Source organism: Natrialba taiwanensis DSM 12281 (assembly GCF_000337595.1).
In the GTDB taxonomy this organism is placed as follows: domain Archaea; phylum Halobacteriota; class Halobacteria; order Halobacteriales; family Natrialbaceae; genus Natrialba; species Natrialba taiwanensis.
Genome location: NZ_AOIL01000050.1, coordinates 1 through 22,732, shown reverse-complemented (window position 1 = coordinate 22,732; position 22,732 = coordinate 1). Strand labels below are relative to the sequence as shown.

General features: G+C 62.9%; 26 protein-coding genes and 1 pseudogene. 15 read left to right on the top strand and 12 right to left on the bottom strand.

Features of this window, described 5'->3' with window-relative positions:
* Positions 1-20: 20 nt before the first annotated feature.
* The 3 genes from C484_RS14020 (at position 21) to C484_RS14010 (ending at position 2,179) form a co-directional block, all read left to right on the top strand.
* Positions 21-956: a carbohydrate kinase family protein gene (locus tag C484_RS14020; protein ID WP_006826565.1), complete on the top strand. Its 936-nt coding sequence runs from the start codon at positions 21-23 to the stop codon at positions 954-956.
* 138 nt (positions 957-1,094) lie between these two features.
* Positions 1,095-1,394: a HalOD1 output domain-containing protein gene (locus tag C484_RS14015; RefSeq protein ID WP_006826564.1), complete on the top strand. Its 300-nt coding sequence runs from the start codon at positions 1,095-1,097 to the stop codon at positions 1,392-1,394.
* 56 nt (positions 1,395-1,450) lie between these two features.
* Positions 1,451-2,179, top strand: coding sequence for a nucleoside phosphorylase (locus C484_RS14010; RefSeq protein ID WP_006826563.1), 729 nt, complete (start codon positions 1,451-1,453; stop codon positions 2,177-2,179).
* Between the two features lie 39 nt (positions 2,180-2,218).
* Here C484_RS14010 and C484_RS14005 read toward each other — a convergent pair whose 3' ends face one another.
* The gene (locus tag C484_RS14005; protein ID WP_006826562.1) at positions 2,219-3,259 is read right to left on the bottom strand and encodes a hypothetical protein; all 1,041 of its coding nucleotides are present in this window, start codon (positions 3,257-3,259) and stop codon (positions 2,219-2,221) included.
* Positions 3,260-3,347: 88 nt separating this feature from the next.
* The gene (locus C484_RS14000; RefSeq protein ID WP_006826561.1) at positions 3,348-3,539 is read right to left on the bottom strand and encodes a hypothetical protein; all 192 of its coding nucleotides are present in this window, start codon (positions 3,537-3,539) and stop codon (positions 3,348-3,350) included.
* A gap of 272 nt (positions 3,540-3,811) precedes the next feature.
* On the opposite strand from C484_RS14000, the gene C484_RS13995 reads away from it, so the two are divergent.
* The 5 genes from C484_RS13995 to C484_RS13975 all read left to right on the top strand — a co-directional run bounded on the left by C484_RS13995 (position 3,812) and on the right by C484_RS13975 (position 8,634).
* Positions 3,812-4,495: an amphi-Trp domain-containing protein gene (locus tag C484_RS13995; RefSeq protein ID WP_006826560.1), complete on the top strand. Its 684-nt coding sequence runs from the start codon at positions 3,812-3,814 to the stop codon at positions 4,493-4,495.
* Positions 4,496-4,649: 154 nt separating this feature from the next.
* Positions 4,650-5,669, top strand: a complete 1,020-nt coding sequence (locus tag C484_RS13990; RefSeq protein ID WP_049915483.1) for an AI-2E family transporter — start codon at positions 4,650-4,652, stop codon at positions 5,667-5,669.
* Positions 5,670-5,737: 68 nt separating this feature from the next.
* Entirely contained in the window at positions 5,738-6,991 is a 1,254-nt protein-coding gene (locus C484_RS13985) for a tRNA (N(6)-L-threonylcarbamoyladenosine(37)-C(2))-methylthiotransferase (RefSeq protein WP_006826558.1), read from the top strand.
* Between the two features lie 319 nt (positions 6,992-7,310).
* On the top strand, positions 7,311-8,300 hold the full coding sequence (locus tag C484_RS13980; RefSeq protein ID WP_006826557.1) for a S1C family serine protease: 990 nt from the start codon (positions 7,311-7,313) through the stop codon (positions 8,298-8,300).
* A 91-nt stretch (positions 8,301-8,391) separates the two neighbouring features.
* On the top strand, positions 8,392-8,634 hold the full coding sequence (locus C484_RS13975; RefSeq protein WP_006826556.1) for a glutathione S-transferase N-terminal domain-containing protein: 243 nt from the start codon (positions 8,392-8,394) through the stop codon (positions 8,632-8,634).
* Positions 8,635-8,664: 30 nt separating this feature from the next.
* Here C484_RS13975 and C484_RS13970 read toward each other — a convergent pair whose 3' ends face one another.
* Positions 8,665-9,204 (bottom strand): HIT family protein, encoded by a 540-nt coding sequence (locus C484_RS13970; protein WP_006826555.1) that lies wholly within the window; start codon positions 9,202-9,204, stop codon positions 8,665-8,667.
* Between the two features lie 328 nt (positions 9,205-9,532).
* On the opposite strand from C484_RS13970, the gene C484_RS22415 reads away from it, so the two are divergent.
* A complete protein-coding gene (locus tag C484_RS22415; RefSeq protein WP_006664692.1) occupies positions 9,533-9,733 on the top strand; it encodes a DUF7835 family putative zinc beta-ribbon protein in 201 nt (66 codons plus the stop codon).
* Between the two features lie 321 nt (positions 9,734-10,054).
* Here C484_RS22415 and map read toward each other — a convergent pair whose 3' ends face one another.
* Both map and C484_RS13960 read right to left on the bottom strand, forming a co-directional pair.
* On the bottom strand, positions 10,055-10,957 hold the full coding sequence (gene map / locus C484_RS13965; protein WP_006826554.1) for a type II methionyl aminopeptidase: 903 nt from the start codon (positions 10,955-10,957) through the stop codon (positions 10,055-10,057).
* Between the two features lie 60 nt (positions 10,958-11,017).
* Complete coding sequence (locus tag C484_RS13960) at positions 11,018-11,998, bottom strand: isoaspartyl peptidase/L-asparaginase (RefSeq protein ID WP_006826553.1); 981 nt, start codon at positions 11,996-11,998, stop codon at positions 11,018-11,020.
* A 112-nt stretch (positions 11,999-12,110) separates the two neighbouring features.
* On the opposite strand from C484_RS13960, the gene C484_RS13955 reads away from it, so the two are divergent.
* The 3 genes from C484_RS13955 to C484_RS13945 all read left to right on the top strand — a co-directional run bounded on the left by C484_RS13955 (position 12,111) and on the right by C484_RS13945 (position 14,715).
* Complete coding sequence (locus tag C484_RS13955; RefSeq protein ID WP_006826552.1) at positions 12,111-12,413, top strand: hypothetical protein; 303 nt, start codon at positions 12,111-12,113, stop codon at positions 12,411-12,413.
* Between the two features lie 406 nt (positions 12,414-12,819).
* The gene (gene icd / locus C484_RS13950) at positions 12,820-14,082 is read left to right on the top strand and encodes an isocitrate dehydrogenase (NADP(+)) (protein ID WP_006826551.1); all 1,263 of its coding nucleotides are present in this window, start codon (positions 12,820-12,822) and stop codon (positions 14,080-14,082) included.
* Between the two features lie 150 nt (positions 14,083-14,232).
* Positions 14,233-14,715 carry a GNAT family N-acetyltransferase gene (locus C484_RS13945; protein ID WP_006826550.1) on the top strand — a complete coding sequence of 161 codons (483 nt, stop codon included), beginning with the start codon at positions 14,233-14,235 and terminating at the stop codon, positions 14,713-14,715.
* A 52-nt stretch (positions 14,716-14,767) separates the two neighbouring features.
* Here the strand turns inward: C484_RS13945 and C484_RS13940 are convergent, their stop codons facing one another.
* From C484_RS13940 to C484_RS13905, 7 genes and pseudogenes are all read right to left on the bottom strand, one after another.
* Positions 14,768-15,820 (bottom strand): SDR family oxidoreductase, encoded by a 1,053-nt coding sequence (locus C484_RS13940; RefSeq protein ID WP_049915481.1) that lies wholly within the window; start codon positions 15,818-15,820, stop codon positions 14,768-14,770.
* Between the two features lie 259 nt (positions 15,821-16,079).
* Positions 16,080-16,313: a Fic/DOC family N-terminal domain-containing protein gene (locus C484_RS13935; RefSeq protein WP_006826548.1), complete on the bottom strand. Its 234-nt coding sequence runs from the start codon at positions 16,311-16,313 to the stop codon at positions 16,080-16,082.
* Between the two features lie 112 nt (positions 16,314-16,425).
* Positions 16,426-17,328: a carbonic anhydrase gene (locus C484_RS22410; protein ID WP_239640990.1), complete on the bottom strand. Its 903-nt coding sequence runs from the start codon at positions 17,326-17,328 to the stop codon at positions 16,426-16,428.
* Between the two features lie 153 nt (positions 17,329-17,481).
* Positions 17,482-18,217, bottom strand: a pseudogene (locus tag C484_RS24395) (transposase); the annotation flags it as partial.
* Positions 18,218-18,220: 3 nt separating this feature from the next.
* Positions 18,221-18,580, bottom strand: coding sequence for a sensor domain-containing protein (locus tag C484_RS13915; RefSeq protein WP_006826546.1), 360 nt, complete (start codon positions 18,578-18,580; stop codon positions 18,221-18,223).
* 83 nt (positions 18,581-18,663) lie between these two features.
* The gene (locus tag C484_RS13910) at positions 18,664-20,022 is read right to left on the bottom strand and encodes an NRAMP family divalent metal transporter (protein WP_006826545.1); all 1,359 of its coding nucleotides are present in this window, start codon (positions 20,020-20,022) and stop codon (positions 18,664-18,666) included.
* 63 nt (positions 20,023-20,085) lie between these two features.
* Positions 20,086-20,427: a cupin domain-containing protein gene (locus C484_RS13905; protein ID WP_006826544.1), complete on the bottom strand. Its 342-nt coding sequence runs from the start codon at positions 20,425-20,427 to the stop codon at positions 20,086-20,088.
* Between the two features lie 159 nt (positions 20,428-20,586).
* On the opposite strand from C484_RS13905, the gene C484_RS13900 reads away from it, so the two are divergent.
* The 3 genes from C484_RS13900 (at position 20,587) to C484_RS13890 (ending at position 22,559) form a co-directional block, all read left to right on the top strand.
* On the top strand, positions 20,587-21,537 hold the full coding sequence (locus C484_RS13900) for a zinc-binding dehydrogenase (RefSeq protein WP_006826543.1): 951 nt from the start codon (positions 20,587-20,589) through the stop codon (positions 21,535-21,537).
* A gap of 79 nt (positions 21,538-21,616) precedes the next feature.
* Positions 21,617-22,141: a DUF5817 domain-containing protein gene (locus C484_RS13895; protein WP_006826542.1), complete on the top strand. Its 525-nt coding sequence runs from the start codon at positions 21,617-21,619 to the stop codon at positions 22,139-22,141.
* Between the two features lie 70 nt (positions 22,142-22,211).
* A complete protein-coding gene (locus C484_RS13890) occupies positions 22,212-22,559 on the top strand; it encodes a hypothetical protein (protein ID WP_006826541.1) in 348 nt (115 codons plus the stop codon).
* Positions 22,560-22,732: the final 173 nt, after the last annotated feature.

Below are 22,732 nucleotides of genomic sequence, written 5' to 3'. Positions count from 1 at the left end.
GGCGGTCGTCGGTTCGGTGCATGGTCAGGGTGCTCACTGCCGGTCACGTCAACTGGGACGTGACGCTGCGCGTCGACAGGCTCCCCGAGGCCGACTGCGAGGCTGCGATCCGCTCCCAGCACCAGTCCGGCGGCGGGAGCGCCGGAAACGTCGCGACCGCACTCGCAACACTCGCCGTCGATACCGGCCTTATCGGCAGCGTCGGTGACGACGACAACGGACTGCTCGCCAGCCGCGAACTCGAGGCTGCTGGGGTCACCCTCGATGGGCTCCGCGTCGTCGACGGTGCCGAAACGGCCGTCAAGTACCTGCTCGTCGACGACGACGGGGAGGTTGCCGTCCTCGGCAACGACGGCATCAACGAGGCGGTGACGCCGGCCGATCTCGATCGAGAACGGATTCGAACCGCCGATCACGTCCACCTGACGAGTCAGCGCCCGGATACCGCCGCGGCTATCGCCTGCACGGCGACCGAGGCCGGCCTCACCGTCAGTTTCGACCCCGGCCGACGACTCGGCGACCGCGACTACACCGACGCGCTCGCTGCTGCCGATATCGTCTTCGCAAACGACCGCGAAATCGCTGCCCTCCTCGAAGACGAGTACGTCGGCTCCGACTTCGACGACCGCATCGTCGCCGTCAAATACGGCGGCGACGGCGCGGAAGTTCACACCCCCGCCGGCTCGTACGTCCACCCGGGGTTCGACGTCGAAACCGTCGACACGGCCGGTGCCGGCGATGCCTTCGCTGCCGGCTTCATCGCGACACTCCTCGACCGAGTCGACACGCTGGCGACACTCACAGCCGACTCGACACCTGAACTCGAGGCCGAGTCGAATATCGAACGCGCTCTCGAGTTCGCAAACGCTTGCGGGGCCCTGACAGCGAGCCAGGAGGGGGCTCGAAGTGCGCCGACGAGACCGGCAGTCGAAGGGTTTCTCAGAACGCGATTCTAACCGAAAAATACGTCATACGCTCGAGTGGGGCGATGTCGACGCCGTCCGGCGTTCTCACCCCATGTTGTCTGACGGTAGCTATATGGGCGATCCCGTTGGCAATTAGCATAGAAAGTCACGGAGACGTGACGGAGAGACATGACAGATCAAAGGCCACGCAAGTCCTACGGATGCGAACTCGGGCGGCGCGTCCGGTACGATCGAACAGCATCGGAACCACCGAGTATCGCCGCTGCGACAGCACTGGCACGCTTCCGGGACGAAGACGTGACAGCAGCTAGCACCCGTCTGTACGATTACGTCGACCCCGAGGCCCTCGATGCCCTCTTCGAGGACACGAACACGGGGATGCCGCGGGCGGTCGAGGAGGTGACGTTCCGCGTCGACGACGCCGCAGTCACCGTCTATCCGGAGGAGGTCGTCGTCTCGGCTGACTGACGGTCGACTCCGTCGCTCTCGAATCTTTTTTCTCGCCACCCGCGGAAGGCGACGGTATGGGTACACAACCACATCTACTGGTTGAGGAGGGTGACCTGACCGATATCGCACTCGTCCCCGGGGACCCCGGTCGCGTCGACCGGATCGCAGACCACTGCGACGAGTCCGAGACGGTCGCTCAGAACCGCGAATACAAGGTCGTCAACGCCACCTACGAGGGCCGCGAGCTGACGATCTGTTCGACCGGGATCGGCTGCCCCTCGGCCGCCATCGCCGTCGAAGAACTCGCGAACGTCGGGGTCGAGACCTTCGTGCGCGTCGGAACGACCGGCGCACTCCAATCGGGCATCGAGATCGGCGACATGATCGTCGCCAACGGCGCAGCGAAGAACGAGGGCACGTCCAAGCGCTACGAGGACGTCTCCTACCCGGCCGTTCCGTCCTACGACGTGCTCTCGTCGCTCGTCGACTCGGCGGAAGCGAACGACGAGGAGGTTCACGTCGGCCCGATCGCCTCGGACGACGCGTACTACGCCGAGACCGACGCGTACATCACCGACTGGGAGGACGCAGGGCTGCTCGCCGTCGAGATGGAAGCCGCATCGATCTTCACGCTCGCCCGCCGGAAGGGGCTGCGCGCCGGCGCGATCTGTACCGTCGACGGCAACCTCGTCGAGGGGACCCAGAAGGGAACCGACACCGAGGACGACGAACTCCCTGAAAAGGCAAAGAACAACGTCGGCCGCGCAATCGATATCACACTCGAAGCGGCGACCGACCTGTAGACACGCGACGCCGACCCACGAGCGCCGACCGTTTTCGCGCTATTTTTCGACGAGTTCAGTTGCGAGTGCCGTCGTTCGCTCGGTGAGCGTCTCGGTCGTGGCCGCGGCGTCGCGGAGGGTGTCGTTCGTCGCCGAAAAGAGGCGTTCGAAGTCGACGACGTTCGAATCGGCGCGGTGCCACGCCTCGGTATCGCGGGGGGACTGGGCACAGGTCGGGCAGGGCTGTGATGGAGCCGGTCCGCCGGGAGCAGCGACGGCCAGCGGCTCGAAGCAGTTGTGGCACCGACCGATCGATGCGGCCACGAGTTCGGCCAGCGAGACGAGGTCGTGGAGTTCCGACTGCAGTTTCGTTGCCGTGTCGACGAAGTCGAGTAGCAGCGGCGCTGCTGCCGACTCGGTTGCGTCGCTCTCGAACTGGTCGAGACGGGCAAGGCGGCGGTCGACGACCGAGAGCGTGAGCAAGAGCGTGCGCCGAGCGGTGACGAACTCGCGTGATAGGTCGTCGACGCTCGATTCAGGGGCTGTATCCGCAGTTTCACCGTCAGTCTCGTCTCCAGTTGCAGGAGCAGTGCTTTCGGGACTCACGGGGCTCTCGGCGCGATCAGCGCTATCGGTGCTATCGGTGCTACCCGCACTCCCGGCAGTGTCGCCGTCGGAGCCCGCAAGCGCGGACGGGAGTGTCGTCGCGAACGAGGCGAACGCGGCGACATCGGAGACTGCCGTTCCCTGCTTGCGGGTCGTCTCGTGGACGAGCGCGAACAGTTCGTCGGGAGCGATAGCCGCCAGCGCTGCTGGGCCGTCCGCGTCGATCGAAGCAGCCGAGTCGACGGCGCTCCGCTCGCGAGCAGGTCGGGCGTCGTCCCGGAGGACAGCCGCACACGTCGAACAGACCGTCACGAGTGAACTCTCGTGGACCGGGCCGTCGGTCGGGACGGTGCCGACTGGATACAGCCGAAGCGTCTCCTCGTCACCCGCGCTTTCGCAGTGCTGGCAGGTGAACTCGTCTCGATCGAATACGACGCGCCGGTCGATGTCCCACTCGCGGGAAGTCACGAGCGAGCGAAGACAGCGCGCCGACAAAAGCACTCCGGCCTCGGTCACCCTTTCTCGGCGACCAGCGGGGTGGGGCCCGATCCGCCGCGCGATCCGTGTCGCGGCCCGTTTGCCCTTATTCATTCGGATCCTGCGTCGCGTCCGAGTATCCTCGTAACACGTATTTCGCAATCCAGAACAGCAGGGCAGATCCGGTGATGAACAGCATAGCGATCGCCTGCGTAGTACCCAAGACATCTAACGCGGAGAGGATGACGGTGACGGTGATTAGGATAGCGACGGTATAATCAAACGACCAGTCAACCATAGGCGTTACTCGATTGATCGGGTAATAGGCCTTCTGTCGGCGAGTTCGCACACGTAGTCACCGAACAGCCGGGTCACTTTCAATCCGAGTTCCGAACGAAGAACTCATTCCACTACTGGAACAACGTACCATCGCCGTCGAGTCGGTCGCTGATTCGGGTCTCGACTGGAGCCGGATTCGAATCCGAAATCGAATTTGAATCCGAATCCGTACCCGAACCCGAACCGTAATCGTCAGCAACCATTACACCCTCGCGCGCCGTACCCTCCGCCATGGACGACGACCACCCCCCGGAGTTCGAACTGGAACGAGAGACGGCCGTCGACCGAGATGAACTCGGAGCACTGTTTCGAGACCTCGCCGTCGCTATCGAGGACGAGCGTCCAATTCACCTGCTCGGTGACGAGAACGACGACCGAACCGTCTCCGTAACGATCCCATCACAGGTCGACCTCGAACTCGAAGCCGAACGCGAGCCGGCTGACGCAGACGAGGGCGATGAAGACGACGAGGACGAAGCTACGGACACAGCAGACGCCGACCGCCCCGCCACCGTCGAGTTCGAAATCGAACTCGAGTGGGACGAGGAAAACGAAACCGCCCGAATCGTCGACGACACCGATGTCGACGCGTCGGGGCCCGATCCCGTGATGCTTTCACCGGGAGTCGACGCCGGAACTGACGTGGTGGACGACGCGGCGGAAATGGACGGTTCCAGTGGGGAGAGCGCGGAGGAAACGGCTGAAACGGGAACAGACGCCCAATTCGGCCGCACCAGCCGCTTCGAAGTCTACCAGGACCGCGCCGACGAGTGGCGGTGGCGGCTGGTCCACTGGAACGGCAACATCCTCGCCGACAGCGGCGAGGGCTACACCAGTCGGGCCAACGCCAAGCGCGCCGTCCACGGCGTCCGGCAGGCCGTCCCCGCTGCAACGGTCGCCGACCGTGAGGACTAGGTCCGGAGCAGCGACAGGGTGAACGGAGACGGCGACGTGTCTCCGCCAGTCGGCTCGCTCTTTCCGCAGGTAAGGGGTCTCGCGACCGGTTGAACGGCGGAGATTGATTGATGCCGGTAGCAATTTTATCCCGGCGAGCGTGGTCGGTTCACTCGTGAACATCAGCAAGGGGTATCTCCTCACGCTCGTCGCGATCTTTGCATACCTCTCCTGGCAGCTCGTCGTGCCGTTTCTCCAGTACATTCTGATGGCGATTTTGCTCGCCTTCGTCCTGTATCCGCTCCAGGGCCGTCTCGAACGACGGTTTTCGCCGACGGTTTCGGCGTTTGCCCTCCTGGCGCTCGCGATTACCGTGTTTATCGTTCCGTTCGTTATCGTCCTCGCGGCGGTCGCCGACGACGCGGCGCGGATGCTCCAGAATCTCGATTCGGAAACGCTCCAGGTCGCAGAGATCGAGCGCTACATCGCGGCCGAAACCGGGTACGAGGTCGACCTGGCGGCCACGCTTTCGGATTCGGCACAACAGCTCGGCTCCGTTCTCGTCGAACAGACGACGGCCTGGATCGGCGTCCTCACGCACGCCCTGGTCGGGTTTGGCGTCGCCCTGTTTCTGCTCTACTACCTCCTCCGAGACGGGGACAAGCTCCTGGCCTGGATTCGCGACGTAACGCCGCTTCCGTCGGATGTGCAAGACGAGTTCTACACTGAACTCGACGAGGTCATGTGGGCCGTCCTCGCGGGTCACGTCCTGATCGCGCTCATCCAGGGGATTATCGCCGGGCTCGGCCTCTTTGCGACCGGCATTCCGAACGCCGGTTTCTGGACGGTCATCATGATCGTGCTCGCGCTCATCCCGCTGGTCGGGGCGTTTCTGGTCTGGGGACCCGCGGTCGTCTATCTCCTGGCGATGAACCAGCCGATCCTGGCCGTCGCGTTGTTCGCTTACAGTGCGGTCATCGTCGGCATCTCCGACGATTACCTGCGGCCGATCGTCGTCGATCGGTACGCCCAGCTCAATCCCGCCGTCATCATCCTCGGCGTCCTCGGCGGCGTGTACGCGTTCGGCGTGATGGGGTTGTTCTTCGGCCCGGTCGTCCTCGGTGCGCTGATCGCGACGATCAACGTCCTCGATGACAACTACGAGCGACTCGCGGAGGAGTACGGGATGACGTGAGCGGACGAGTTCGAGAGCCCCGATCCGTCGGGCTTTTGCCTTCCCGACCCTGAACCGAATCACAACGGATGGCCCGCTATCACATCGAAACATACGGCTGTACATCGAATCGCGGCGAGAGCCGCGAGATCGAGCGACGGCTCCGCGATGCCGGCCACCACCAGGTCGACGGCCCCGACGAGGCCGACGTCGCCATCCTCAACACCTGTACCGTCGTCGAGAAAACCGAGCGCAACATGCTCCGGCGGGCCGAAGAACTCTCCGAGGAGACAGCCGACCTCTTTATCACCGGTTGTATGGCCCTCGCACAGGGCGAAGAGTTCGCTCAGGCCGATGTCGACGGCCAGGTGCTTCACTGGGACGAGGTCCCCGAGGCCGTAACCAACGGCGAGTGTCCGACGACGACGCCCGACGCCGAACCGATTCTGGACGGCGTCGTCGGCATCCTCCCGATCGCTCGGGGGTGTATGTCGAACTGCTCGTACTGCATCACCAAGCACGCGACGGGCAAGATCGACTCCCCGTCGATCGAGGAGAACGTCGAGAAGGCTCGCGCCCTGATCCACGCTGGCGCGAAGGAAATTCGAATTACGGGCCAGGACACCGGCGTCTACGGCTGGGACGAGGGCGAGCGCAAGCTCCACCGCCTGCTCGCCGAAATCTGTGAACTCGAGGGCGACTTCCGGGTTCGCGTCGGGATGGCCAACCCGAAGGGGGTCCACGGCATCCGCGAGGAACTGGCCGACGTGTTCGCCGAGTACGACGAACTCTACGGGTTCCTGCACGCGCCCGTCCAGTCGGGCAGCGACGACGTACTCGGCGATATGCGCCGCCAGCACCAGGTCGAGGAGTACGTCGAGGTCGTCGAGACCTTCGACGAGGCGCTCGACTACTGGACGCTCTCGACGGACTTCATCGTCGGCTTCCCGACGGAAACGGACCACGATCACGAGCAGTCGATGGCGCTGCTCCGCGAAACCCGCCCCGAAAAGATCAACGTGACCCGCTTTTCCAAGCGGCCGGGGACCGACGCCGCCGACATGAAAGGCCTCGGCGGCACGATCAAGAAGGAGCGCTCGAAGGAGATGAGCGAAGTCAAGCGCGACATCGTCGCCGACGCCTACGCGGACATGGTCGGCGAGCGTCGCGAGGACGTGCTCGTCGTCGAGGAGGGGACCGCCGACTCCGTGAAGTGTCGGGACTCCGCGTACAGACAGATCATCGTTCAAAACGCGAGCGAGCACGGGATCGAACCCGGCGACTTCATCGACGTCGACGTGACGGCCCACGAGACGATGTACGCCTTCGGCGAGCCGGTGTGACGCCTCGCGCCGATCGAGCGACCGCGACTGCTCCGTCTCTGTTCCGCTGAACTCGCCAGCGGTCATAATGGACTCAGTACGAGTGTACGGAACGGGCAGGAAGGGGGACGATCGGCGACTGGCAACTGACGACTGACGAGTTCAGGGCACCGACTGGCTTATGCTATCACACCCCCTAACCGATGGTGAACCTGGCGGCAGCACGGCGGTGTGCTGTCCCGGGAGATAAATGAGTACGCCAACTACGTTCGAACAGTTGTNCCCCCTAACCGATGGTGAACCTGGCGGCAGCACGGCGGTGTGCTGTCCCGGGAGATAAATGAGTACGCCAACTACGTTCGAACAGTTGTACCGTGAAACGATCCCGTCGGTCGTCTCGGTGTACGTCGATCCGGAGCGCCGTCGACCGGGCGGGACGGGATCCGGGTTCGTCTACGACGCCGACCACGTGATCACGAACCGACACGTCGTTGGCGACATTGAGGCGGTCGATCTCCGGTTCAGCGACGCGTCCTGGGAAACCGGGCACGTGATCGGAACCGACGCCCACACGGACCTCGCGGTGATCCGTACCGACGCGCTGCCGTCGGACGCTGACCCCCTGCCGATCGCGGACCGGCCGCCGACGCCCGGCGAACCGGTCGCGGCGCTCGGTAATCCGATGGGCCTGGACGGAACGATCACGACGGGGATCGTCAGCGGCGTGAACCGGTCGTCGCCGACCGGAAGCGGGTTCACCATCCCGGACACCGTCCAGACGGACGCGCCGATCAATCCGGGCAACAGCGGCGGCCCGCTCGTCACGCTCGACGGGACCGTCGTCGGCGTCAACCGGGCGAAAACCGGCGAGAACATCGGGTTCGCCATCTCCGCGGCCGTCGTCTCCAGGGTCGTTCCGGACCTCGTCGAACGTGGCCGATTCCGCCATCCGTACCTGCGAGTTCGGACGGTGGACGTCTCGCCCACCGTCGCCGAGGCCAACGACCTGGCGACTCCGGAAGGTGTGCTCGTCGTGGACGCGCCGCTCGGCCCCGCGAGCGCCGCACTGCGCGGCTGTCGAAGCGTCCGCCGGGTACGCGGTCGCGATGTTCCCGTCGGCGGCGACGTGATCGTCGGCATCGACGGACACGAGATCGACTCCCACGAGGAACTCCAGCGCTACCTGTTGACCGAAACGCGGCCGGGACAGATCATCGAGATCGAGGTGCGACGGCAGGGACAGCGGACGACCGAGGAGGTCGTACTCGCCGAACGTCCCGGTCGCGCCACCGACCCGGCCGAGACCCAAGCCCACGTCCCGATCGAGTGAGCCTCGAGTTCACCGCGTCCCGCACCGCTGTCGATTTCGATCCGCGTCGACCGTCACGTACGCTTTTACCGCCGTACCGTGAATGCCCGCCATGGGTGCGATTACGCTCTACCAGCTCGAGGGCTGTCCGTACTGCGAACGCGTCGCCGACCGGCTCGATGAACTCGATGTCGACTACGAGAGCAACTGGGTCGAGAGCTTCCATTCCGAACGCGACGAGGTCAAGCGCGTCTCCGGTCAGCGTCAGGTCCCTGTTATCGTCGACGAAGACGCCGGCGTGACGATGGCCGAGTCCGAACGGATCGTCGACTTCCTCGACGCGAGTTACGCCTGACGAGCGATCCGACGGCGAGTTCTCGCACGATTAGTCGAAGGTGACGGCAGTCTCCGCATCGACAACACGCGCGCCGTCCTGGGCTGCAAACGCTTCGTGGAGCTGATCGTACGTTTCCTCGAGCGCCTGCACGATCACGTTCGTATCGCTGATAACGGGCATGAAGTTGGTATCGCCCTGCCAGCGCGGCACGATGTGTGTATGGAGATGATCGTCGATCGAGCCGCCAGCGCCGTCGCCGAGGTTCAGCCCCGCATTGAAGCCGTCGGGTCCGAGTCCCGTCTCCAGCGCATCGAACGTTCGTTGTTTGAGTCGCGCGTGATCGAGCAGTTCCGCTTCGGTCAGGTCGCCGTACTCCCCCGTGTGTGCGTGTGGGATCACCATCACGTGTCCCGGACTGTACGGATAGTTGTTCAACAGGACGAACGCGTGCTCGCTCCGCGCGACGATCCGATTTTCCCGGTCGGCATCCATCTCGGGGAACTCGCAGAAGACACACTCCTCGATATCGGGGTTTTGCTCGTCGCGTTTGATCCACTCGATCCGCCACGGGGCAAACACCTGGTCCATACACGGTATCACTTGCGGCGACCCTATACTGATTGTGTCTCCGGACAGGCGACCCACAATCGATCCGAAATCCGTTTCCCCCACTCGAGTTGTGATTTGAAATAGCATAAAATGTGTGTCAGTTACGAGTGTCCCCATCTCAATCCGAGCGTAGCTGTGCTTCTCACTACCGTGATATTGAATACCTTAGCTATAGAGACAATCGCTCTCTTCGTTCGAGGACGACTATTGAAAGATCTAGTGGTTTCCCATAACATGTCAGATACCTTGACTCAGAGTTCGAAATGAGACGCGCCTTTAAGAGTTCACTATTGCAACTACTCCAGTAATGGCAACGACTGACGACTCTGTAAACGGCCTTACTGAATACTGCGATGACTGCGACTTGCAAACGCTCCACGAAGTGTCGGTCCAGATTCGAACCGAGAGTGTCAAACAGGAAAACGCTCAGTTTTCCCGTGAACCCTACCGCGTAAGCGAGTGCCAGCGCTGTGGGAATCGGACGAGTCAGCGGATGAACAACGCCTGATCTGTCGTACTGCTGCCGCCCTCTCTGCTATTTCCGCGCGTTACTTGCTCTCCCGGGTATCATCCCTTCACTGTCACCCCTCAACACGGATAGTGCGCTCTACTGTCCGCCCCTGTCGAGTGCATTCGGACCGTCTCTAGAATCGTCGCCGTCGCGTTCTCCTCGCGGCCGGCAAATTCACGTCGACTCGCGGCCAGCAAATCCGTTATTCACCGCGCCCGAGAGCGAGACGACACCGACCGACGGACCAAGCGGGGCTGTGGGCTGTGAACGGAAACTGATCGCGGAAAAGACAGACGAAAACTGACAGCGGCGAACGCCCTACTGCGTCGTCACTTCACACCCGTCTTCGGTCACGATCACGGTATGCTCCTTCTGACTGACGAGGAAGCCGTCGTCCTCCTGCAACACCGGATAGCCGTGGACGATATCGTTTCGCTTGAGCCGCCGCAGGGCCATCTCCGCCCGATCCGTCTCGAGCCATCGCGTCGCGAACGGCAACGTCTTGAACTCGTCGGTGATCTGTGCGAGCGCCTCGCGGGCCTGTCGGTTTCGGACGGACCCCTCGCGTTCGAGCCCGAAAATCTCCTCGGTCGCGCCCTCCGTGACCTTGCCGCCGCCGTCGGTCGCGAAGGGTTCGATTGCAACGACATCGCCGACCTCGAGTGTCGTTCCCTGGGAAACGGCGCGGTTTGGAATGTTGGGGCTGGTGTGTTGCTCCCAGTGGTCCAGCCCGTGTCCGGTGAGATTAACGACCGGGTTGTAGCCGTAGCCGTCGATCACGTCTTCGATTTCGGCTCCGATCTCGCCCGTCTCGACGCCGGGTTCGACGATCTCGAGAGCAGCTTCGAGCGCCTGTTCGGAGGCCTCCGCGAGTTCAGGAGTGCCCGAGAGGTCGACGGTGATGGCGGTGTCTGCGAGCCAGCCGTCGACGTGGACGCCGATGTCCAGGTTGACCATTTCTTCACCGAAGGTCGAGTCGTCGTCGATCGACGGGGTTGCGTGGGCAGCCTCTTCGTCGATCGAAATGTTGACGGGGAACGCCGGTTTGCCGCCGAGTTCGCGGATTCGGTCCTCGGCGTATTCCGCGATCTCGAGGTGGCTGACGCCGACCTCGACGCGTTCGGCTGTCTCCTCGCGCACCTGTGCGAGGATGTCGCCCGCTTCGCGGTGCTTCTCGTACTTCTCAGACTGGAGGTCCACCTGATCCTCGGAGTCGGCCATGCACTGGAGTTGCACCGGTCGGCAAAAAGAGGTTGCGTCTCCGATCGCTGCGGGATGGCCTCAGCGATCCGTCGCCCATGCCGTCTGCATCGCGGCGCTGTTGTACGCCGAGCCGAGCGTCCCGGTTGCATCGACGGCGATCACGCCGGCGGTCGAGCCGGTGAGTTCGGCGAACTCGTCGATCGCGAGCGCAGCAGCGGTATCGGCGTCGCGGCCCTGTTCGACGTGTCGGGCGACGCGTCGCGAGAGCGTAACGCGGGCGATGTCCTCCCCGGCACCGGTTGCGCTGACGGCGGCGGCGGGTGCACAGTAAAAGCCGGAGCCGACCTGCGGGACGTCGCCGACGCGGCCGGCGAGTGCGAGCCAGCGGCCGCCCGTGGAGGTCGCGGCGGCGAGGCGGCCGCTGTCGTCATCGAGGGCGACGGCACCGACGGTGTCGTGATCCGTCGGGTCCTGTCCGGCGGTGTCGTGATCGTGGGTGCTCTCGTGCGGGTCGGTTGCCGTCTGTGCTGGCTGGTCTATTTCGCCGTTATTCTCGCCGGCGCGTCCGCCCGGGTCCGTTTGGCCGTACTGATCTTCGATCCACGCGAGTTCACTCTGTACACCGTCCGTCGGTCGATCGAGTTCGGCCCACTGCTCGCGCGTTCGCTCCGACCAGAGGTCGACGCCGGTTTCGATGCCGAACGCGTCGGCGAGCGAGACGGCGTGATCGCCGGAGACGAAGCCGTGTGGCGTCGCTTCCATGACGACGCGGGCGACGCTGACCGCGTGTTCGACGCCCGGCATCGAGCAGGCGGCACCGACCGCCCGGGAATCGGTCATGATCCCCGCATCCGTGCGGATCTCGCCGTCGCTCTGAACGGCGCTGCCGACCCCGGCGTTGAACCGCGGCGAGGATTCGAGGACGTGCAGCGCCGCTTCGACTGCACCGACTGGGTCGGATGTCGCTGCACCGGTTGCGGCAGCCTCGTCGAGGACTGCCTGTCGCGGGGCCGGGTCGTCGGGATCACTACCGGCACCACCGTGGGCGAGTACCTGCATACCCTGACTGACGGGTGACGCTCATAACGGGTTTTGGATTCGACCGACGCGGACCGGAGGACGCACCGAAACAGACATACTTACCACGGCAGCGCGAAAACCGCCACCGAGGATGACGACGCCAGCCGCGTTGCTCGGGGTCTTCTGTACGGCGATGGCACTGCTCGCGGTCGTGCGGCTGGGAATCAAGGCGGACTGGGATCGGGTCGACCTTGGCTCGACGGCCCTGGTCGCCGGGATCGCGCTGTTTTCGATACTGTGGACCGTTCGCACCCACTCGCGACTTCCAGGCGGGGCGCAGCTCCTGCTCGCACTGGCCGGCGGAACCAGTTGCTGTGTCGGCGGCTGGTTGCTCGTGCGCTACTGGGACGAGACGGAGAGCGACGATGTCGGTCCGAAGGGGCCCCGTTCCTGAAACCAGGAAAGATGCGCCGGGAAGAAAGACCGATCCGGACACCGGAATGGCACACCGGTGAGGACGCTGTCAGCCGTCTCCCAGAGAGCAGCAATACTAAACGGGACCCCAGTTCAAGGAACAGCCGTTGCCTGACAGCCCCGACCGAGAGCGCATCTGCCACAGAGCACGTCCGTGAAAGACAACGCTCCGCTGGATCGCGTTCTCATCGGAGTCTCCCCATAGACGGGAGTTGACGGGCAGCACTCGGCGTCTCGCTGACGGTTTCGATCACTGAACTCGGTTCGGCTCTCGTCCCAGTCTGCTCCCCGCGGTGGAAACCCCTCGTCGAACTCGGGTGCAATATTCGCCGGTCGCAATAGAAATGGTAGCCCTTTTACCACAGTCGGAGAACCGTCTAGACGAGATGAGCTACGACAAGATCGAGGTCCCCGAGGACGGGGAAAAGATCACGCTGAAAGAGGGAACCGAGGACGAACTCGAGGTCCCCGATAACCCGATCATTCCGATCATCCACGGCGACGGCGTCGGCAGCGATGTCGGCCCGGCCGCACAGAAAGTGCTCGAGGCCGCAGCGGATGCGACCGGCCGCGAGATCAACTGGATGCGCGTCTACGCCGGCGAGTCCGCCCGCGAGAAGTACGACGAGAACCTGCCCGACGAGACCGTCGAAGCCATCAAAGAACACCGCGTTGCGATCAAGGGTCCGCTCACGACGCCCGTCGGTGCCGGCTTTCGATCGCTGAACGTCGGACTGCGCAAGCTGCTGGATCTCTACGCGAACGTTCGTCCGACCTATCATCTGGACGGCGTTCCGTCTCCCGTTTCCGAACCGGAACAGATGGACATGATCACCTTCCGTGAGAACACGGAAGACGTCTACGCCGGCATCGAGTGGGAAGCCGGAACCGACGAAGTCGAGCAAGTCAAGGAGTTCGTCGAGGACGAGATGGGCGAGGACGACGTCATCCACGACGGCCCTGTCGGCATTGGCGTCAAGCCGATCACGGAGTTCGGGACCAAGCGGCTGGTCCGGCGCGCCATCGACTACGCCCTCGAACACGACCGCGACTCGGTCACGCTGGTTCACAAGGGCAACATCATGAAGTTCACCGAAGGTCAGTTCCGCGACTGGGGCTACGAGGTCGCCGAAGAGGAGTACGGTGACGAGGTCATCACCGAGGACACCCTCTGGGAGGAAAACGACGGCGAAGCGCCCGAAGACGCCGTCGTCGTCAACGACCGCATCGCGGACAACATGCTCCAGCAGCTGTTGACCCGTACCGACCAGTACGACGTCATCGCGACGATGAACCTGAACGGCGACTACATGTCCGACGCCGCCGGTGCACAGATCGGCGGCCTCGGCATCGCTCCCGGGTCCAACTTCGGCGACGGTCGCCTGCTCGCCGAACCCGTCCACGGCTCCGCACCGAAGTACGAGGGCCAGGACAAGGTCAATCCGACCGCCATGATCCTCTCGGGCCGCATGATGCTCGAGTACCTCGGCTGGACCGACGCTGCAGACCTCGTCCGTGACGCCGTCGAAGAGACGATCTCTTCGGGCAAGGTCACCTACGACCTCGAGCGCCAGCTCGACGACGCCGAGAAACTCGCCACCAGCGAGTTCGCCGACGAAGTCGTCAGCAATATCGAGGAACTCGCGTAAGCGCGAGCGCAGCCGAACGCGGTTTTTCTATCCCAGTTCTTATTTCGTCTCGAAGACATCGGCAGTTGACGACCGTGACCGATCGGATTCCGGTTTTGGCCGGTCTCCGGAGTCGTAACGTTCTCGAGAGCCGAGGCTGAAGAACACACGATGGTCGACGTACGTGTCGCTGACGCGGATGCCGCGCGCGAGGACGCCTTCGACGTTCGCCACGAGGTGTTCGTCGACGAACAGGGTGTCGACGAAGCGCTCGAGTACGACGAATACGACGAACCCGAGGCCGACGCCGTGCACTTCGTCGCGTACAGCGACGAAACTGACGCCTCCGACGCCCCCGACGCGGACCCGATCGGCGCCGCGAGGCTCCGAACGGCGGACGCCAGCAACATCGGGAAGGTCGAACGCGTCGCCGTCCGCGAACCCTGGCGCAAGACCGGCGTCGGTCGCGCACTCATGCTCGCCATCGAAGCGCAAGCCGACGAGCAGGGACTTGCCGCACTCACGCTTCACTCTCAGACGCACGCGGCCGGCTTCTATCGTGAACTCGACTACGAAACCATCGGTGACGAGTTCACCGAGGCGGGCATCCCGCACGTCAAAATGCGAAAACAGTTGGACGGGGACGAACACTGAGGACTCACCGGAGTCGACTCGGTGCGATGGGACCGGGGTTACCGGTCACCAGTCACTGGTCACCAGGATCGGTACCGCGGAGCACCCTGTAGAGGACGTATGCCCCGATCGCAGCAGCGCCGGCACCGAGCGTCGTCGGAAGCGACCGCCGCTGGAGGAGCCTGGTGTATGAACTCGTCTCGACGACGTGGCCCTCGTAGTCGCCCCGTTCGTCGAGCGTCCCGGACGGGGTGTCGAGATCTCGCTCCGGTTCCGGGCCAGAGGAGTGATCCGTTTGCTGTTGGCGGACGAACACGGTCTCCATAATCCGATCCAGCAGCCCAGGTGCGTAGCGGTCGAGTACCGTGAGACTCTTGCCGCCCCCGCCGACGGTTACTTCTCGCTGTGGGTGCACTGCTGCGTGGAGAATCGCCCGCGCAACCGTCTCCGGTGCGTACACAGGCGGCGGGAGCGTCGGGTCGTCATCCATGTAGTTTTTCGCGTGATCCGGGTATGGGGTATCGATCGAACTCGGTTTGACGAGCGTCACGGAGACGGGAGCGTCCTCCTCCTCGAGTTCCATTCGCAGGGCGTCGGTGAATCCTTTGACCGCGTGTTTGGACGCCGAGTAGCTTCCCTGCAGTAAGATGGCGCGCTCGGAGGCGATACTGCCGATATTGATGAGTGCGCCGCCGTAATCTCGGTCCTGCTCCTGCGCTCGCTCTCGGAACTGCTCGGTGGCTTCGAACGATCCGTACAGGAGGCCCCAGACGTTGACGTCGAACTGTTCGTGGAGGTCCTCGATCGGGATCTCTCTGAGTTTGCCGTAAATAGGGACGGCGGCTCCGTTTACCCACGTATCGAATCCGCCGTAGGCCTCCCGTGCAACCTGCGAGATTTCGCGGATGTCGTCGGGCTCCGATACGTCGGCGACGACGTATTCTGCATCGCCGCCCCCGCGTCTGATCTCCTCGGTCAACTCCGCGAGGGCTGTTTCACTCCGGGCCACGAGCACCAGTCGCGCCCCGCGGTCGGCTGCCATCCGTGCGGTGGTCAACCCGATGCCGGAGGATGCGCCGGTGATGACGATCACCTGCTCGTCGAGCGGCTTGAGTGCTACGGTCATGGCACAGTAGCGTCGCTGTCGAGACGGTGAGTCGAGTTCAGAAACGGAACCGAACGCTGGACGACCAGCGTGGGACGTGAACTCGCACGCTCGATACGACAACGCGGGCGACCGTCCCGTCTCGCTATCTCGGGTAGCTGCATTCAACGTTCCTACGGCAATGATACCCTTGCGACCGCCGCCTGTATTCGCATGGTCGACGATCCGGAGATACAGCGCGAACATGAACGCAGCCGTCCGTGGCCGCGTTCAGGTGGCGCTACGCCGGATCGACCGGGTCGCGATCGGACGACGCCCCCTGATCCCCGAGCAACGCGACCGCCAGCGTTTCCATCGAGTCAATACAGCACACGGAGACTGTGATATCAGTACCTTCGATTTGCGAATTTATCGCCGCCTCACGGACGATGATCGGAGCGATGAGAAGGTTCTCGTTCTCGATATCGTCGTGGAGTGCCGAGAGTTGTCCATGTTGATCCTTTAACCGTGACACTGCTTCTTCGCACCGTCTACACCGTGGCACTGATGACTGATTTGGGTTGCCGTATTTGGGTAGAGAAAACCCATCCCTTGCCACTTAAAAACCTGTGAGATATAGTTTGCACTTACTGAAGTTTACTCTGAACAAACATCTTGTACCGATTCGGAACTTGTTGCTTGAGTTGACACTGGTCGGTTTCACCGTCGATATTGACCAAATAGGTTCGTCCTCGCATACCTTCGTACGCCCCTTGGAAATCGTAGACGAACCCATAGAGATTCCGCTCTTCAGATACTGCGTCACTGTCGAGAAGGAATTGAATCTGTCGATGAACATTGTATTCGACGAGTTGATTGATGACCTCAAGATCCTTCGTCTCTGTGTTAACAAGGTCAGATTTGAGCCCATCATCAACAATGTCTACCAGTACTTCCAGTTCTTGTCTGATTCCAGGTGGTTCATTGAGTTGTTTTCCAGTTGCAACCTCATAGGCAGCAGTAATCGCACCGCAGTCAGTATGCCCGACAACAACTCCGTTTTCGGAATCCGCCTTTTCGAGTCCGTAAAGAAAATCACCGTCTACAACTCGTTCACCATCTACTACACTAATCGCTTTATTTCCTATATTACTTGGTTTAAACAAGAAATCTACCCCAAGAGAACCAAGAAACATGCCTTCTTGGGAGACTCGTGAATCAGAGCAACAGACTGTGGTCACAGAGGGTTCTTGACTGTTTTGGACATCGCTGAAATAGTCGTCCGGTAATGCGTTTGTCCACATTTGGTTTCGCTGTAGCAGACCAATGAGTCCATTGCTGAAAGAATATTTATTTACAGGTCTCTGGAGGGGAGTGTTTATACTGGATCGTTGAGTAGTTTTAGCATCTGCTACCCCGGAGATGTCCCATACTCCTAGCATCGCGAGACCCATCGCCCCCGATTGAACGAATTTCCGTCGCGTGGTCTCCCTTTCATCCGTTTCTCCGGTGTGCCGCAGGTCAACGTCCGTTTCTGAGCTATCGGGCATGGTCAGGTTTTTGTAAATGGTCTATTAAAACTTAAAATGTACTATTATTTCACCCATTTAAAATTTTGATTGTTTGATCTTTATCGAATAAATCTTCTATCATGATTAGATAACTCTATATTCTGTTGTGTTGAATAGGGTACGGCGCGGTGATCATAGCGGATCACAGAGTTGTTCGATATTCGAGATGGCGAACATCAGGACGATCTCTAACTCTCGATACGAGAACTGCGCTCGCACGGCATCGCCGAGCGAGCGCTTGATTGACGAATACGACGTTCCACCCATCCATCGTTGCGTGTAATCTTGTTCTCGGATCACTGCGTTGTGTCCCACAGCATTCAGCGAGGAACTGTGATAGTGAATCAGCGGCTCAACGTCAAGGATATAGTACTCGTACTCGGTGTGCCAATCTTGAAACCCGTTATCAGCGGCCACGTACTGCAGGTCGTCCGCGTTCCGGCGGACGACCTACGGGCCAGTCTTCGTATCATGCCTCACTGGGTGTAACACTGCACATCAAGCGCAGCAAGTGACTCCATATCGGTCAGCGATGTCACTTGGAGAATTTCTACCGTTTGGTCTGACCTATTGAGATAGTACGCTGACGTGTTCCCACGGTCGAAGAACGTGCTGTCGAGGGCGACATGACCAGATTGCGGGTGTTGCTGCGCTGAAATGCGCAGCAATGCCCGCCAGACCCACATCTTGAATCGATCAAACGACTTGTTGAGCGTATTGAAGTCGGGCACGTCTCCGTCCTCCAGATTAAGCACTTCCCGAATGTCGCTCATGTACTTCAGTCGATTCTCGGTTTTGCGGAAGCCGTGGCTCTCTTCATGCCGAAAACAGTGACTGTGACGTGCTTCCAGCGGGCGAACCCACCGCTCTTTCAGGTCGTCTGCGAGCGAACGAGTTCAACGAGCGTTGAGACGAGACCGTCGTCCGCGACCGTTCGCCGGTTGGCCGGTCGCCGGATGTCGGTCGTCAGCAGTCGGTTGGCGAGTCGCCGCTCGAAGGCGGCGAGGTAGCGAGCGCCGACGATGGTACACAGCAGGATCGGGATCCCGACGAGAACAACTGCGAAAATAGCGCCCAGGGAGCCGAGCGTGAGTCCGAACTGGTAGGCGATCCCGATCGGAACCGCCAGGAGCAGGTAACAGAGGTTCCGGTAGGTCTGGCGCTCGGCGGCGACGCCGACGAACGACCGGATCGAGCCGGGAACGCTCCGGGAGGGGGTGCGCTCGCTCATACCGGACGATTCGACCGCAGCCCCTACAATATCCTCGATCGAACACGTTTTGCGTTTTGAAACGGAAGCCGACGGCCTCGTCGTCAGTACTGCTCGCGAACGTATCGCCCCGCGAGTCCGCAGATCGCAAGCACCATCGCGGCCGCGAAGGCGACGACGAACACCGACACCGGGTCGCCCGCCGTCGCTCCCGCGAGTTCATCGAGCACGAACTCGCCAGCGAGCACCGTCGCGACCGCAAAGAGCGCGATGCCGCCGAGGTTTTCGAGCACCGAGTTCGGCTCCGAAACGACGGCGGGGTCGTTGAGCAGGTAGAGGATCACCGCGAGTGCAAAGGGAGTGCCGACCAGCCCGAACGCGAGGACGAGCACCAGCAGTTGGACGAACGCCCCCTCGAGGAAGACCCCGAGCGCGGAGCCGAGCGCGACGACGACGAGCGCCGCCCGGTAGCGCGGGTCGGCGACCGACTGCTCCCAGCCGAGTTTATCCGCGACGAGATAGGGCGGCACGATCGTGTTGCCGCCGAGCGTCGAGACCGCAGCCCCGAGGAGCCCGACCAGGAACACCCACATCGCGTGCTCGCCAGCGATCGGCCCGAGCGCCTCCGCGGCCTGAATCTCCGTGATCGTCGCCGGATCGATCCCGGTCGCCGGCAACACGCTCGCCGCCACGAGGAAGACGGCGAGACTAAAGCACCCGAACGCGACGAGCAGTGAACTCGCGACGTCGAAGGTTGCAATGTCCCGGTCCCGTTCGGTCCAGCCGCGGGCGCGCATCGTGTAGCTCTGCATCGTCAGCAGCGTGATGTGGACCGCGCCGCCGAGGACGCCCGCGGCGACGATCGCGCCGCCGGCCGGCAGTTCGGGGACGAGCCCGGTCGTCGCCGCGGCGGGATCGATCGGAACGACGACCAGCGAGGCGACGAACGCGAGGACGACCAGCGAGACGAGTACCTTGGCACCGATCTCGGCGATCCGGTAGCCGCCACCGGCGAGGCCCAGCGCGAGCAGCACCGCCCAAGTGAGCCCCCAGAGTCGGGGATCTGCAAGCGCAGCGAGTCCGGCGTTGCCGACGATCGTCGCGCTGACATCCGCGAGCGTCTTCATGATTGCCAGTTGTGCGAGCCCGGCAGCGAGGACGGCGTCGACGACGAGGACCCAGGCCCAGACCGAGCCGAGATGTTCCTCGACGACGGCGACGATACCGGCCTCGGTGAGCAATCCCAGCCGCATCGCGAGGTACTGGCCGACGGTGCCGAGGACGGCCGAGAGGACGACAACCCACAGCAGCGAGTAGCCGAAACTCGCTCCCGCGACCAGCAGGCTGACCATCGTCGCCGGGCCGGCCGCGATCGCGCCGGCGAGCCACGTCGGCCCCAATCGTCTCACAAACGCCCCGATTCGTCCGAGCGACCGTTCGGTCGAGCGCGTCTCGGCTGCCATTGGGCTCCCTTGCCAAGCCCACCATATAACTCCGTGGTATTCTACCGTGGTATCAAGGGCCGGCTACTCCGATTTCCAGGTCGGATTCTCGCGGGGCGGACTGAAGATATCGACGCCGCGAACCGTCACCTCGCCCCTGTTCTCGGCGGCGTGTGGCTGGTCGCCGGGCAACGCGTAGGAGTCGCCCGGGCCGCAGACGAGTTCGTCGCCGTCGCTGCGGAAGGTGAGTTCGCCCTCGTAGATGAATCCCGTCTGTTCGTGGGGATGGCTGTGCTCCTCGACGGTCGCGCCGGGTTCGATCTCGAAGTGCTGGACGTTCATCGAGTCGGACCCGGCCATGAGCGCCAGGTGAACTCCGTCCGCGGCTTCCGTGCTCTCAATGTCGGCCAGTGAACGCCGTTGCATACGAGCGGGGACGGGGGGCTCTCCCAATAATGTACGGGCTGGCACCGCTCCCCGCGTACCTCGCCGGAGCGGAAGCGGAACGTACACACCGAAACGAGTTTCACGGCACGAGAAAGGAGGGTCGAACCTATATCCGCTCACCCGACGACAGCGGTCCGTATGGACGCGATGGTCATCACCGAGTTCGGCGAGACCGATGTCTTCGAACAGCGTGACGTGGACCGCCCGGAACCCGGGCCGACCGAACTGCTCGTCCGCGTCCACGCGTCGTCTGTCAATCCCGTCGATTGCAAGATCCGGCAGGCCGGCTCGTGGGCCGGCATCTCTCCGCCGACGATCATCGGCTACGACGTGTCGGGCGTCGTCGAGGACATTGGCGAGGCCGTCACCGACTTCAAAGTCGGCGACGAAGTCTTCTACACCCCCGAAATTTTCGGCGAACAGGGAAGCTACGCCGAGTTCCAGACGGCGGACGAGTCGATCGTCGCGCCCAAGCCCGAGTCGTTGTCCCACGAGGAGGCCGCGGCGCTGCCCCTTGCCGCGGCAACCGCCTGGGAGGCGATTGTCACGCGGGGCGACGTGACGGCCGGCGAGACGGCCCTGATCCACGGTGCCGGCGGCGTCGGGGCGCACGCGGTCCAGATCGCCGACGAGAGCGGCGCGACGGTGGTCGCCGTGACCAGCCCCGAGACGGTCGATCAGACCGAAGAACTCGGCGCAGCGCGCGCCATCGATTACGAGTCCGAGGACTTCGCGGACGTGATCGACTCGGAGTTCGACGAGGGTGTCGACCTCGTCTTCGACACCGTCGGCGGCGAGACGCTGGTCGACAGCACCGCGGTCACGAATCCGCACGGCCGACTCGTCACGATCCTCGAACCCGAGGGGGAGTGGGGGAGCGCCTACCAGCAAAACTACACGCTCGAGATGTGCTTCTTGGAGCGCGACCGCCGGCCACTCAATGCGCTTCGCCGACTCGTCGAGGCGGGGCGGCTCGAACCCGTCATCGACTCGGTGCGTCCGGTCACGGAGGTAGCACAGGCCCACGAACTGGTCGAGGGAAGCGGGCTGACGGGCAAGGTCGTCCTCGATGTCGACGGCGCGTGGTAGCCGGTGCGCCCTTCGTCCGGCGCTTCACTTTCGCTGCGGTTGCCCAACCTTCAACTACAACGCCGCCCCACGAACCAGCATGTACGCCGTCGTCGGCTGTAGCGAGTGTTCGAATCTCTGGATCATCGAGGGGCGCTCCGAGACGACCCAGTGCCCCCGCTGTGGCACCCGCCGCGCCTACGAAAAGCGCAAGAAGTTCGTCGAAACCGACGACGCGAACCACGCCCGCGAGGTCCGCGCCTCGATGCTCGCCAACCGCCAGGACCAGGGCGAAGCCTTCGCCGAACTCGACTCCTTCGATGCGCTTGAGGACGACGTTGCAGGCGGCGTCGTCGACGACGCCGAGTACATCGAACAGGCGGGCCTCGACGCCGCTGAAGTCGAGGCGGCCGGCGACCGCGACCCGCGCGGCTCCTCCCGAAGCGGGAGCAAGAAAGAAATCGTCGAGCGGGCGCTCGCCGAACTCGAGCGGCCGACCGAGGACGATATTATTGCGTTCGCCAGCGAACACGGCGTTTCCCCCGAGTTCACTCGAGATGCGCTCGAAAAACTCGCCAGACAGGGGACGGTGAGCGAAAGTCGAGGGCAGTATCGGCTGCTCTGAGCCGGCATTTGCGCTCGTTTCGCGGCCGGCGAAACGGCACGGCTTTACATCCGCTCTCGAAATGGCGGCTATGGCCGAAACGGTGGACGCGCAGCGAGAGGTGATCGGGATCGGGTCGGCAATTGCGGTGCTTCTCGTCGGTTACGGGACGGCCATCAACGAGACGATCGGCGGCGTTCGAACGACGATCCTTGCGACCTGGGTCTTCGCTGCCACGTTCGCTCTTCTGGCACTCTTACACGGTTCCTACGGTCGACGAGACTTCGCCGCGGCTCACGGCGGCGCAGCCGTTGGACTGCTGGCCTTTTTGCTCGCGACGGCCGGCCCGCAGGCGCTCGTGGGGCTCCTCGTGTTCGTCGGCAGCGGTGCGTACATCGGGATCGCGACGCTGCGCGCTCGTCCGACGGCCGCGTCGTGAGCTGAACTCGACGGTGAGCCGAACGTCTCTGGCACATAGAAAGCCGAGGGAATAGAGCCGATAGTAACAACTGAAACGGTTTGCACGGTTCTATTGAATCCACGGACGGCATCGGGGTAAGTCGTCAGAACGATTGAGGTGAAGCGGAAGAGGCGTCTTTGTGCAGAAGATTC